The sequence below is a fragment of the Candidatus Kapaibacterium sp. genome, from assembly GCA_023957315.1.
In the GTDB taxonomy this organism is placed as follows: domain Bacteria; phylum Bacteroidota; class Ignavibacteria; order Kapaibacteriales; family UBA2268; genus PGYU01.
This window is the reverse complement of the sequence record JAMLHE010000003.1, coordinates 167,042-180,399: the sequence shown is the minus strand read 5'-3', so window position 1 is coordinate 180,399 and position 13,358 is coordinate 167,042. Positions and strand designations below refer to the sequence as shown.

Annotated in this window: 11 protein-coding genes; 8 read left to right on the top strand and 3 right to left on the bottom strand. The window is 37.0% G+C overall.

The window, feature by feature from the left end; genetic code table 11:
• The first annotated feature begins 32 nt into the window (after positions 1 to 32).
• From M9949_04250 to M9949_04225, 6 genes are all read left to right on the top strand, one after another.
• Entirely contained in the window at positions 33 to 428 is a 396-nt protein-coding gene (locus M9949_04250; GenBank protein MCO5250615.1) for a DUF5684 domain-containing protein, read from the top strand.
• 315 nt (positions 429 to 743) lie between these two features.
• Positions 744 to 1,670, top strand: a complete 927-nt coding sequence (gene argF, locus M9949_04245) for an ornithine carbamoyltransferase (GenBank protein ID MCO5250614.1) — start codon at positions 744 to 746, stop codon at positions 1,668 to 1,670.
• Between the two features lies 1 nt (position 1,671).
• On the top strand, positions 1,672 to 2,613 hold the full coding sequence (gene arcC, locus M9949_04240; GenBank protein MCO5250613.1) for a carbamate kinase: 942 nt from the start codon (positions 1,672 to 1,674) through the stop codon (positions 2,611 to 2,613).
• A gap of 52 nt (positions 2,614 to 2,665) precedes the next feature.
• Positions 2,666 to 3,580, top strand: coding sequence for an aspartate carbamoyltransferase (pyrB, locus tag M9949_04235; protein MCO5250612.1), 915 nt, complete (start codon positions 2,666 to 2,668; stop codon positions 3,578 to 3,580).
• A 23-nt stretch (positions 3,581 to 3,603) separates the two neighbouring features.
• Positions 3,604 to 4,803, top strand: coding sequence for an ornithine--oxo-acid transaminase (gene rocD, locus M9949_04230; GenBank protein MCO5250611.1), 1,200 nt, complete (start codon positions 3,604 to 3,606; stop codon positions 4,801 to 4,803).
• A 205-nt stretch (positions 4,804 to 5,008) separates the two neighbouring features.
• A complete protein-coding gene (locus M9949_04225; protein ID MCO5250610.1) occupies positions 5,009 to 5,368 on the top strand; it encodes a DsrE family protein in 360 nt (119 codons plus the stop codon).
• A 109-nt stretch (positions 5,369 to 5,477) separates the two neighbouring features.
• On the opposite strand, the gene sppA is transcribed toward M9949_04225, so the two are convergent.
• The 3 genes from sppA to M9949_04210 form a co-directional block, all read right to left on the bottom strand.
• Positions 5,478 to 6,806: a signal peptide peptidase SppA gene (gene sppA / locus M9949_04220; protein MCO5250609.1), complete on the bottom strand. Its 1,329-nt coding sequence runs from the start codon at positions 6,804 to 6,806 to the stop codon at positions 5,478 to 5,480.
• Between the two features lie 25 nt (positions 6,807 to 6,831).
• Entirely contained in the window at positions 6,832 to 7,464 is a 633-nt protein-coding gene (locus M9949_04215; GenBank protein MCO5250608.1) for a S49 family peptidase, read from the bottom strand.
• A gap of 185 nt (positions 7,465 to 7,649) precedes the next feature.
• On the bottom strand, positions 7,650 to 10,469 hold the full coding sequence (locus tag M9949_04210) for a TonB dependent receptor (GenBank protein MCO5250607.1): 2,820 nt from the start codon (positions 10,467 to 10,469) through the stop codon (positions 7,650 to 7,652).
• A gap of 169 nt (positions 10,470 to 10,638) precedes the next feature.
• Here M9949_04210 and M9949_04205 point away from each other — a divergent pair, with 169 nt between their 5' ends.
• Entirely contained in the window at positions 10,639 to 10,785 is a 147-nt protein-coding gene (locus M9949_04205; protein ID MCO5250606.1) for a hypothetical protein, read from the top strand.
• A 29-nt stretch (positions 10,786 to 10,814) separates the two neighbouring features.
• Positions 10,815 to 13,259: a T9SS type A sorting domain-containing protein gene (locus M9949_04200; GenBank protein MCO5250605.1), complete on the top strand. Its 2,445-nt coding sequence runs from the start codon at positions 10,815 to 10,817 to the stop codon at positions 13,257 to 13,259.
• Positions 13,260 to 13,358: the final 99 nt, after the last annotated feature.

Here is a 13,358-nt window from a genome sequence, read left to right as displayed (position 1 = left end):
TTTTGTAAGTATCATTAATTCAGGAGTGTCTTATGGATTATTCAGACAATATGTCCCCCGAAGTAACTGGCGGATTGTTAGCCATTTTAGCCGGCTCTATGGTGATTTGGGTGATTTTGCTTCTTATTGTAATAATCAGTTTATGGAAAATTTTTGAGAAAGCCGGAGAACCTGGTTGGGCTGCTCTGATACCCATTTACAACATAATCATTATGCTTAAGATTGTGGGTCGCCCTATTTGGTGGATAGTTCTCTTATTGATTCCATTTGTAAACATTATTTTTGGTATTATCCTGTACTTGGACTTAGCTAAAGCCTACAATAAAAGCACAGGCTTTGCTGTTGGACTTATCCTACTAGGGTTTATTTTCTTACCGATTTTGGCATTCGACAGTTCGGAATATGTAGGAACGAAAACTCAGTTCTAAATCCTTTACAGTATTAATTTATATCGGAGGGATTCAATTATGAATCCCTTTTTTTTAGTTAATGTCACCGAATTTTCATAATTTTGTAATACAGTAACATGACAAGTTTATGAAAATAAGTTTAAATAAATATTATTATAGTGCCAAAATCACGCTCGAGAAGCATCTTGGATTCGAGCGTCCTAAAAATAGAGCTTGGAAAATAAACCAATTCAAACACTATACAACTGATGCGCCGGTTTAGCGTAGCATCATACCTATTCAAGACTTTGCTTCTAAATATTTTAAAATTTTAATAAATAATATTCAAAAGGTATCATTATGACTAAAGATTTTTTAATGGTTCGTGACTTTACGAACCCGGAAATTCACGAAACTTTCGAGATTGCTCTCGAAATGAAAAAAGACAGAAAAAAATACGCAACAGCGCTACAAGGCGAAACATTGGCTATGATATTCGAAAAGCCATCTCTCAGAACTCGCACAACTTTTGACGTTGGAATCCAACAACTTGGCGGATATTCATTATACTTATCTCCGGCTGAAATCAATCTCGGAAAGCGCGAATCAGTTTACGACGTAGCGAAAAATCTCGAACGCATGGTGCAAGGCATCATGATTCGTACTTTCGGGCACGATATAGTTGAAAATATGTCTAAGTATGCTTCTATTCCGATTATCAACGGTTTGACCGATTATTCACATCCTTGTCAAGCTATGGCAGATTTTTTGACAATCAAAGAATACAAAGGCAGCTTCAAAGGTTTGAAACTTACCTACATGGGTGATGGCAATAATGTGGCTCATTCGTTGATGGATGCAGGTGCAAGACTTGGTGTTGACGTTACAATCGGTTGCCCCAGAGGATATGAACCAAACTTGATGGCATATCAACAAGCTGTTGAAGATGCTAAAGAAACAGGTGCAAAAATTGTTGTCGAGCACGACCCTGCAAAAGCTGTTGCAAATGCAGATGCCGTTTATACTGATGTATGGGCTTCGATGGGACAAGAATCTGAAACTGATTTGCGTAAAGCAATCTTTATGCCTTATCAAGTGAACGAAGATTTGATGTCTAAAGCAAAATCGGATGCAATTTTCATGCACTGCTTGCCTGCACATCGCGGTTGGGAAGTAACTGACGGCGTAATTGATGCTCCAAATTCAGTTGTATTCCCCCAAGCTGAAAACAGGCTTCATGCCCAAAAAGCAATTATGTATCAACTCATGAAGCGTGACTAAAATGCACAAGAAAGCACTAATAGCTGTAGGCGGCAATTCCTTAATCAAAGCCGGCGAACGCGGTACAATCGAAGAACAATATTACAACGCTCACCAAACTGCTAAAAGCATCGTGAAGATGATTAAATCAGGTTGGCACGTTGTTGTTACTCATGGTAATGGACCACAAGCCGGTTCTGCATTGCTCAGGTCGGAACGTGCAGCAAGCGAAGTTTACACTCATACTTTGGATATGTGCGTCGCAACAACTCAAAGCGAAATCGGATATATTATGCATCGTGCCTTAGAGTTTGAGCTACGTCAAAACGGACTCGACCATATTGTGACCACTATACCGACTATGGTAGCGGTTGACCCCGAAGATGCTGCGTTCAAAAATCCAACTAAGCCAATTGGTCCATTTTATACAAAAGAAGTGGCAATGGAAAAGAAGCGAAATCTTGGTTGGGACGTTGTAGAAGATGCGGCGCGTGGTTACAGACGAGTAGTTGCTTCCCCCGAACCGAAAAAAGTGCTTCAACTTGAAATTATAAATAAAGTTATTGAATTCGGCGCTGTAGTTATTGCTCTTGGTGGTGGCGGTATTCCCGTTATTGACAAAGGTAAAGGCGTAATCGTAGGGAGTGAAGCCGTGATTGATAAGGACAGGTCCTCATCATTATTAGCAAACAAACTCGACGTTGATTTGTTCATAATTTCGACTGACGCTGACCAAGTCTATCTTGACTTCAAGAAAAAAACTCAAAAGGGTTTACGTGAAGTCACTAGCGACCAACTCATGGAATACCACAATGCCGGACAATTTCCTGCGGGAAGTATGGGTCCGAAAGTCGAATCTGTTGTAAAATATATTCGCAACGGTGGACGCCATGCTATTATTACATCTTACGAACATTTGATGGATGCATTAGAAGGTAATGCCGGAACACACGTAAAAATGTAATTTGCCATTTTTAATGAATTGAAATTAATTAAATAATTAAGAGAAACAAAAAATGAATCTAAATCATGTAATCGAATCTCAACAGTTTACTTTGCCAAAGATAAAGGAATTGTTTGAACGCACCGAGCTGATGAAAAAAATCGTTGCTCGTGGTGGAACAAAGGATTATGAGAATAAAATTATGGCAAATTTGTTCTACAGACCTTCTACAAGAACTCGATTTTCATTTGCATCGGCAATGTACCGACTTGGTGGTAAAGTTCTGACAACTGAGCAAGCCGGAGAATTTTCTTCTGAAGTTGAAGGCGAAAAGCTCGAAGATACAATTCGAATTATCGCTCACTATTCGGATGTTATTGTTCTTCGTCACAGCGAAGAAGGTGGGGCAGAGCGTGCCGCATCTGTGTCAACAGTTCCGATTATCAATGCAGGTGACGGCTCCGGTGGACAGCACCCAACTCAAGCACTTCTGGACTTATACACCATTTACAGTGAATGCAACACACTCGAAGGTATGTCTGTCGCTTTTATCGGTGCTTTGGATACCGGCAGAACGGTTCGCTCATTGGCATATTTATTATCGAAATATGACAGAACCAAGCTTTATTTTATAGCTCCCGATGAAATGCAAATCAAACCCGACATTTTGGAATATCTCGATAAACGTAATGTAAGCTACGAATTGGCAAATACAACAAAAGGTATTGTAAATAAAGTTGATGTAATTTACCAAACAAGAATCAACCAAGATAGACTGAAATCCAAAAAGATTGATTTATCGGTTTATAATATTGATTCCGATGTTTTGAAAGTAATGAAAAACGACGCCATAATCATGCACCCATTACCGCGTTCAGTCGAAATCAGCCATGAGGTTGATTCAGACCATCGCGCCAAATACTTCCGCCAATCCGAAAACGGTATCTATGTTCGGATGGCACTTCTAACTATGCTATTTGACAATTAATAATATTATAAGGAATTAAATATATGAAAACTCAAGATTATATCAATATCGAAAATGAACTCGGCGCCCATAATTATCATCCGCTCGATGTGGTGATTCACGAAGCAGAAGGTTGCTGGGTCGTTGATGTCGAAGGCAAACGCTTTCTCGATTGTCTCGCTGCATATTCAGCAGTAAACCAAGGTCATTGCCATCCGGCAATCATGGAAACATTCATGGAACAGGCAAAAAAAGTGACTCTCACAAGCCGCGCCTTCAGAAATGACCAATTGCCGAGATTGTACAAAAAATTGAACGAACTTACAGGCTATGAAATGTCATTGCCAATGAATTCTGGTGCAGAAGCAGTCGAATCAGCTATTAAATTAGCTCGTCGTTGGGCTTATGATGTGAAAGGCGTTGCTGAAAATAAGGCTGAAATCATCGTAGCTACGGGCAACTTCCATGGTCGTACAACTACAATTGTAGGCTTCTCGGACGACCCAAGTTCCAACAAAGGTTTCGGACCATATTGCACTAAAGCTTTCCCAATGCATGAATACGGCAATGCCGAAGATTTGAAAAGCAAAATCACTCCAAACACAGCAGCCGTTATGATTGAACCAATTCAAGGCGAAGGCGGTATCGTAATTCCTCCGGACGGCTATTTGAAAGCAGTCGAACAAATTTGTCGCGAAAACAATGTGCTTTTCATTTGTGACGAAATCCAATCAGGATTGGGCAGAAGCGGCAAATTATTCGCACACCAATACGAAAATGTTCGCCCCGATATGGTAATCATCGGGAAAGCTCTTTCGGGTGGTTTCTATCCTGTTTCGGCAGTACTTGCAGACAAAAAAGTAATGCTCGTCATTCATCCCGGAGAACATGGCTCTACTTTCGGCGGTAATCCCCTCGGAGCAGCAGTTGCTGTGAAGGCTCTTGAAGTAATGGTTGACGAAAAATTGATTGAACGTTCAAATGAATTGGGCAACTATTTCATGGATAAACTTCGCGCCATTGACAGTCCGATGATTGAAAATGTACGCGGACGTGGACTATGGATAGGCTTTGTACTCAAAACAAAGGCTCGTCCATATTGCGAAAAGCTCAAAGAAGAAGGGTTATTATGTAAGGAAACTCACGTCAATATCATTCGTTTTGCACCACCACTCGTCATCACTAAAGATGAAATAGATTGGGCAGTTGCAAAAATCGAAAAAGTTGTCAAAAGCTTCGATTAATAGTATTTCAACAATTTCTAAGAAACTCCGCCCTCAAAGCGGAGTTTTTTTGTATGAATACTATTGAACATTATGACACTTATTGCAAATTTAAATAAAAGCCTTATGTTTGTGAATAGGAATATTTGTAAGAGAAAAATTAATAGTGCCATCCATTTAGAATGACACAGTGCTGAAATTTAAATAAATATAAAAAGAGGAGAACATGCAAAAAATTTTGATTATCATCAATGACGCCCCTTATGGGACTGAAAAAGCATACAATGCTTTAAGAATGGCTATGACTTTGCAAAAAGAACATAGCGAGAAAGTAGAAATTAAAATTTTCCTATTGGCGGATGCTGTTTTATGTGGTCTTCCTAATCAGAACACTCCAAATGGTTATTATAATATTGAAAGGATGATAAAATCTGTAATCCAAAAAGGAGGAGAAGTCAAGAGTTGTGGAGGATGTTCCGAAGCTCGTGGGATTGATAAAATTTCATTCATTGAAGGCGTGAAATTAAGCAATATGAAAGAATTTGCCCAATGGACTGTTGATTGCAGCAAAGTATTAACATTTTAAAATTCGTGTACATTGAATTAACCAATTTTTTGACGTTTATTGCTAACTACAAAAAAAAGCTGCCTCATTTCTGAGACAGCTTTTTTAACTTCAAGTGAATATCGTAACTCTATTTGATTTCAATCAAATAAGGCATTGACATTAATACGTTTTCTTTTTCTGACATTTGGTACATATCTAAAGCATGTTTCAAATGTGGTTGGATTGCTTTTGGCATCATTTCCATTACTGATGTGTATTGGTTTTGGCTGAATCCGAGAGCTTCAACAAAATTTGACTTATATTTTAAATCGCTATCGTTATCATCTCCCAAACCTAATAATCTTAAAAATGCGACCATTTCATCTTCGGCTTCGGGGAATGACCTGACATAAACTTTTTTATCAAGTGGAATTCCCAATCTATTTTTCACCATGTCAATTGCATCATCCAATCCACCGAGAGCATCTATGAGATTGTGTTTCATTGCATCTTCGCCTGTCCAAACTCTGCCACGAGCCAATGAGCGTACTTCATCATAAGTCATGTTGCGGCTTTGTGCGACTTTGTTCAAAAAGCGGTCATACATTGCTTTTGAAATTGTATATAATTTTTGCTTTGAAGCATCATCGAATGGATAAAGTGTATTTAAGAATTGTGCTGATTTGTTGGATGCTATTGTGTCTGTTGTGATACCGAGTTTATCCATTGTGCCTGTAAAATTTGGAATAGCGAGAACTACACCGATTGACCCTGTTATTGTTGCAGGATGTGCAATGATTGTATCGCAAGCCATAGCCATGTAATATCCGCCGGATGCAGCTACATCACTCATCGAAGCGTAAACAGGTTTCACCTTACGAGTTTTGATGATTTCTTCCCAAATTTCATCTGAACCTATTACAGAGCCGCCGGGACTATCAATGCGAAGGATAATCGCTTTCACATTTTCGTCTTCCCTGGCTTTGCGGAGTTGGCGAACATAATCACCGGAACGAATCGAATAATCATCGCTGAAAGAATTATCACGACCGGAATTGATTCCACCTACGCCATTGATAATTGCGATATGAATATTTTCGTCATGAATATCATCCTTATTTGATTTTATAGTCGAAATATAAGCCGATGGTGAAATAAATCTGAGTTTCCCTTCATAATCTATATCTGTGTAAGAATCGGCTGATTCATGAACATTCAATGGGAAATTGTATTCGTCGCCATTTGCTCTGTATTTGATAAATTCGAGCACACTCATCTCTTGAGCCATAACATCAATAAATCCTAATGCTTTGAGACTGTCGGCGGTGTAGTAGCCTGTATTTAATGATTGAATGATGAATTCCTTATCCAAATTCCGGTACTTTGCTATGGCATTGACAAAATTATCCATTCTTTGCTTGATTATCACTTCAATTTGGTGACGAGCAGAATCTGTATATTTTTTCTTTGAAAACATATCGCCCAACTGACTTAAATCTTCTTCAAATACTCTGCTGATATTTAATCCCGAGTTTCTCGAACAAACCGGTAAAGAACATAGATGTCACTGCAAAACCGTTCATTTCGACTAAGCCTTCGCTCGGCACGAAAATGGTATCAGCAGGCAAAGTGTGGAAATATTGACCTTCGCCGCCCATTTCCATAAAGGCATAAATAAATTTACCTGAGGATTTGAAATCTTCGAGAGCGTCTTGCATTTCTATTGCTTTTGCCCAACCAATTCCGGTCAAGCCGGGTTTTATATATATCCCTTTTATATTATCATCGGTTTTGGCATTTTCAATAGCGCGCAATGTTTGCAAGAATGAAGCGCCACCTTTATTGCCTGTGAATATACTAAAGGGGCTTTGTTTGCTGTATTCTTGTAATCCGTCATCAAATGTCAAATAAAGAACAGAATTTTCTTTCACTGTGATTTGCTTAGATTCGAACATTGAACCTAAAGAAGCAAACATAATTGCAATAAAAATAAAGAAAACTACTATTAAAGCACCGATTACTACGAGTGGGATTACCCAACCTGAACTACGCTTTCTTTGATATGGCGGGGGAGGATATGGTGGCATAGACGGTTGATTTGGTCTTGTTCCACTTTCTTCATTATTTAGACTCATTTTTTTAACTCCGGAAATATTTGTAAAAACTTTACATTGCATATACGTTTATTGCAAATATAAAGTTTCGTTTTGGATTGAATTGATGTAATATGACATATCAAATCTTGAATCTCAATTGGAATCTCAAATTCAGATTGTTAATTTGAAATAGGTGGAATAACAAGAGGACTTGCTGCGATTTCCTATAAATTATAAATTCTCAGATTATAAGTGAAATTCAGCAAGAAGTATTGCTGCAACACGTTCGAGCGGACGTCATCAATGTAAGAATCGGAAATGTTCCGCGTAATGGCATTATTTTGCTTAAGCACGTCAAAAGCGGTTATACGCAACTCGGCTCTATTGTCCTTGAGGAATTTTCTACCAAAACTCAGATTCCATAGGTAAACATTTGGATTGATAGCTTCAGAAAGCCCTTTGTAATACTGATGCTCGAAATTTGATTCGACTACAAATCCCCCCAAAAATATCCAATTCAATCTTAGTGAAGATTTTTGTATAAAGTAATCCGAGTTCAAATCTTTAACGAGCGAATTTGTCACATAATTTAACATTGAAGTTGTCGAAACCGTGAAATCGAGTTCTGTGCTTATGTTTGAGCTAACGACTGCGTTTAGTGAAATATTCTTGGATTCGGCAACGTTGCGTTGTTCATTTATTATGCTTGGAATCTGGCTGAAATCGAACGAACCCGTCAAATTCACATTGGATTTTAGCAAGCCCACATATTTCCCGTAACTCAAAAATGAACGCATTGAATTGAAGCCGTCAATATTTATAGGGAAAGTAAATTGACCGCCTGCAGGCAAGTTTATACCTTCGTAAAGCATCGTATCGCGAGCCGCAATGAAGGTATTTTTAGAAATGTAGCTGTCGGATTTGCCAAATGCCATCATCGCAAAAAACATGTCTGAATTTTGTTGATTTACTTTAGAATATCGAATCATCAAATCGTGTCGGCTGCTTTCGTTTAAATTTGTATTACCGGTTGATAAATTCATAGGATTACTATTATTCAAGACTACTTGCAATTGGTCTATCGAAGGCAAACTTACTCGGTTACGATAAAACATCCTCAGATTTGATTCCTTGTCGAATTCGTATCGCATGAAAAATCGCGGTAGGATATTGTTGTACTGTCGCTTTTCGTCAAAACTATTCGGATATTGCGAGGCATTCTCCAAAGTATTCCATTCATTATTCATTCGCAGTGATGCCATCAGTCCGGCATTGTTGTATCTAAGCGAAACACCTGCAACGTGAGTCATCAAATCCGATTCGTACATACTTGACAATGTTGGGCTTACGACAGGCATTAACAGAGTTTCGGGGTCATTACTTTCAATATATGTCAATTTGTCGGATTTATCTCGTCGCATAGTGTTTTCATATTCAAATTGTATCGATAAAAATTCAAACAAAGGTTCTGTATATTCGAGTTCGGTTTCTATTTCATAACCGTTTTTATCAAGTTCGCCGAATTGGCTAAGTGAATCTGAAAAAAAGTCGGAATCGTAATATTCTTCAAAAATTGACTTTTGTCTATTGTCTCCGCTGTTCTCATTGTAGGAAGTTGAAAGTTGAACTGAAAATACGCGTCCTTTTTTAGCAAATCTATGTCCGTAAAACAGGTCATTGGATAAATTCATTCCCTTCAGTTGCGAATCAAAATCAGTTTGAGTATTATTTGCTAATTGATTGTCAATCTGCAGTCCTGTATTTGTCAGAGACACTCCATCGTTAGATTGGAAGGACATGCGGGGTCTGATTATCATATAATTTGACGAATCAATATTGTACTTTATTCGCATATTGAAACGATGATTCCAGTTATAGGATAAACTCTCGGAAATTTCTTCAGACCTTTGCGATTCAGGGGTATTCAAAATGTATTCGCGTAAAATATCTTCACGACGGTCATTTTCGGTATGATTCAAAAAGTAGGAGCCAGTCACTTCAAAGTTTTCAGTCCAATTATCCGAATAATTGATACCAAAAGCATTTGTAGTGACAATACCGGATTGTTGAGAGACCATGAAATCGTTGATGTCAGCTCCACCACGTCTTAAGGAGCCACCACCCCCGGGACGACGACCACCGGGTCTGGCACCCGGAGGCAAACCTCTACCTGAAGATGCTCCCATCACGCCTAATAAATCTTCAGAAGCAAAATTTTGGTTATTCAAATTATTTGTTTGGAATAAAATCGCAAAACGCGAATCACCACTAAAAAAATTCACTATACCACCTGCATTATAGCGGTCGTCAGTCCCATAGCCCGCATATACCTTGCCGAAGGAAGCATTTCGCATGTCTGCTCTTGTGATTATATTCAAAGTCTTAGAAGTTTCGCCATCATCGTTTCCAGTGAAGGCGGCTTGGTCGCTACGTCGGTCGAAAACTTGGATTTTATCAATCATTTCAGCGGGTAAATTTTTCAGTGCGGCAGTTGGGTCGTCTCCCATAAAAGGACGCCCGTCAACCAACACCTCTTTAATAGTTTCGCCTTGAGTTTTGGTCTGACCGTCCTCAACGATTACTCCCGGCATTTTCCTCACCAAATCTTCCGCACTTGCATCTTGAGTTGTTTTGAATGCAGAAGCGTTGAATTGGGTAGTATCGCCCATCAATTCCGCAGTAACGGATTGTCCCGTAACTGTAACTTCATCAGTCATCGAGCTTGCGGGGAGCAAGAAAAGATTGCCCATATCGAGTGATTTGCCGTCGAAATCGAAAATCCTCTCTATCGGCATATATGCGACATGAGTAATTCGGATGAGATACTTGCCACGCTTGACTTCGTCGAAGCTGAAATCGCCACTTTGACTAGTTGATTGAGTGCTTCTGCTCGAATCGGGTATAGTTATAATGCTTACTGTCGCATCTCGAATAGCTTTTGATGATTCGGAATCGACCACTTTGCCCGTCAAACTCCCTTCTTGCGAGAAGAGTGACAATTGACAAAATAGAAACACTAATACAATTTTTATGGTAAATTTCATTTTCAATTTATTTAAGTTTAAGTCTCACAACTAATATTAGACAATCGAAAATGAAAAAAAGTTTAACAAAAGTTTATTTTGGGTTTAGTTATTTTTGGGGTAAAAGAATTTGCTTGTTTGGAAAATTTTTAGTATTTTAAGCTATGTTTAACTTGCATCGGTAATAAAGATGAAAACTTTGACTGAATTTGGATTTAACTATGGCACTCCATGCCAAACTTTGCCTATTGAAACAGCAGACAGCAGACAGCAGACAGCAGACAGCAGACAGCAGACAGCAGACAGCAGACAGCAGACAGCAGACATAAAATTTTAAACCTAAAAGTAAATCACTCCGGAGGACTCATGTTTAGCAAAGCACTTTTGAAAATTTTCATCGTGATGTTGATTCTCATTCCTGCATCACTTTCAGCTCAGCAACTCTTCATCAAAAATGTTGGGCAATGGGATTGTGACATAATGTATTCGGGAAGTGGTGAAGGTTACAAGATAGTTATCGCCAGAAGCGGTATATACATTAATCATCAACAAGTTAACAAAGCCGAAGAAAATCAAGATGAATTTGGAAATAAAATAAATGAAGTATTATTTAGTAGTGATAATATACGACTCAATTTTGTTAGTTCAAATATTGAAGATAATATCATGGAGAATATAATATCAGGTAAATTATCAAGTATTACAGCAGAATTTTGGAATTATGGTCCGAATAGTGATTGGTATTGGGATGTGCCTTGCTACGAAGAAATAGTGATTTCTGATATTTATCCCGATATTTCTATGAAATTTTATTACGAGAGCAATAATATTCGTTACGATTTCGAACTTGGAGCATCAGCTAACTCGAATGAAATAAAAATGTTAGTGCAGGGCGCCCAGAGTAGTGAAATAATTGACAATGAATTAATTATCAAAACAAAACTTGGTGAAATCCGAAATGGAAAAATCAAAACATTTATTAATTCAAATGGTGAAGAAATCCCTACGTCTATAAAAATGAATAAAACAGGAGAAATTCAATTTGATTTAGCTCAATATAATAAAGAAGATAAAATCACTATTGACCCTCTTGTTTATGCATCGTATGTTTATAATCCAATTAAATTAGATGCTAATTATTCTAATTATGATTTTGTGAATCATGAAGGCGAATATTGGTTGGTTCCTAATGATTATCTTTATCAGAAGCAAAATCTTTATGATTATACTGATACACTATATCATAATATGATTAATTATGAAATTAATAATTATGGAAATATTTTAGTTTACAATCAAGATTTAAATAAGATAAAGAGGTTAATATTTACAGGGAATAATTATCTTAGCTCATTAGTTTTTAAAGATGATTATTTATTTTACTTTACCGGATTAAGTCGTGAAGCTCAAAGTTTTCATTCTGTAAACAAAGTTTTCGATACTGAATTATGTATTTTAAAAATTAATTATAAAAATAGGACAATTGATAATGGCATAGCACTAAATCGTTTTCCTATAAAAATGGTGATAGATTCAAAGAATCGTATCGTTTTAACTTATGGTTATCAAAATGGTGACGATGTGTTAACAGAAAATGCTTTTTATAGTGGTTGCGATTCAGCATATAGTAAAGATTGTAAGTACCCTCATTTCGCTGTTATAAACGAAAAGATGGATTCAATTTTATACTCTACACTTATTCCCTATTCAAATAAATTAATTGCTTATGATGTTATTGATCCGGGCTTACTAATTGATTCCAAAGATAATATTTATATTATTGGAAGAGTTAATGACCATTTTATTGATAATTATGATAATATAATAGGTGAAATATATTCTAAGAAAGTTGGGATAAATTCTTCGAATATTATAACATCAGTTCATAAATTTGATAAAGATTTTAATTTTATCAAATCAACTGCGATAATATTTTCTTTAACAGCTCATTGTTTAATAAATTCTAATGACGATTTAATATTAATAGGAAATGTTCATTCCGGATATAGAGATTATTTCAAAATACATGAAGATTGTATTAACCAAGAAAATGAAACATGGGATTTCTCACGTGCCGGCTTTATGATGATTGATAAAGATTTGAATTATTTACGTTCAGGAATTATGCCCGGAGATGCAATAAATGATTTTTTTAATATTATTGGTCCTCATTATTTACCTCCCAATGGTGGTTCAGCCGCAACATTAGACAAGCAAGATAATATTTATTTAGTTTCTGAAGTTCCATATTTATACTCTTCAAAATATCCTCTTGTAAATGAAAAAAGCTATAAAGCCGTGCAAACAGGAGAAAATTATTTTCCAGACATAGGAATAACAAAAATTAGTTCAGATTTGACAAAAATATTGTATTCTACTGTTTATGGTGGAAGTTATTTAGATGCATCCGGTCATATAGATGTACAAGATTCTGTTGTTACGATTGTTGGAGTGACAAATTCCTTTGATTTATTTATGACAAATGATGCTAACATATTTTATCGAACTTCTGAAGAATATGAAAATATGTTTGTTCTAAAAATTGTCAATACCCTAACCACAGTCGAAGATTCCCCCAAAGACAAACCATACATTTATCCTAACCCGGCATATTCTTATATCGAATTGCCCGAATCACTCACAAAACGTTACTCACAGTATTCCATACACGATTTACCTGGTAGAACTCTCGTGACCAAGCGTCTCCAGGACTATCGGATTGATATTTCAACTCTTCCCAGAGGCACATACAACTTAGTCCTCACAAATACTACTAATATGGTCTCATACTTGTTTGTAAAAACTGAGTAGGGAAGGGATGAATAGGATTTTACAAAATAACTAAATATGTACACACCACAAAAAAAAGCTGCCTCATTTGAGACAGCTTTTTATCATTAGCGGAAGCTA

Coding starts and splice junctions, on each gene's coding strand:
- M9949_04250 (MCO5250615.1), top strand. CDS start 33: ATGGATTATTCAGACAATATGTCCCCCGAAGTAACTGGCGGATTGTTA.
- arcC (MCO5250613.1), top strand. CDS start 1,672: ATGCACAAGAAAGCACTAATAGCTGTAGGCGGCAATTCCTTAATCAAA.
- pyrB (MCO5250612.1), top strand. CDS start 2,666: ATGAATCTAAATCATGTAATCGAATCTCAACAGTTTACTTTGCCAAAG.
- rocD (MCO5250611.1), top strand. CDS start 3,604: ATGAAAACTCAAGATTATATCAATATCGAAAATGAACTCGGCGCCCAT.
- M9949_04225 (MCO5250610.1), top strand. CDS start 5,009: ATGCAAAAAATTTTGATTATCATCAATGACGCCCCTTATGGGACTGAA.
- sppA (MCO5250609.1), bottom strand. CDS start 6,806: ATGTTTTCAAAGAAAAAATATACAGATTCTGCTCGTCACCAAATTGAA.
- M9949_04215 (MCO5250608.1), bottom strand. CDS start 7,464: ATGAGTCTAAATAATGAAGAAAGTGGAACAAGACCAAATCAACCGTCT.
- M9949_04210 (MCO5250607.1), bottom strand. CDS start 10,469: ATGAAATTTACCATAAAAATTGTATTAGTGTTTCTATTTTGTCAATTG.
- M9949_04205 (MCO5250606.1), top strand. CDS start 10,639: ATGAAAACTTTGACTGAATTTGGATTTAACTATGGCACTCCATGCCAA.
- M9949_04200 (MCO5250605.1), top strand. CDS start 10,815: ATGTTTAGCAAAGCACTTTTGAAAATTTTCATCGTGATGTTGATTCTC.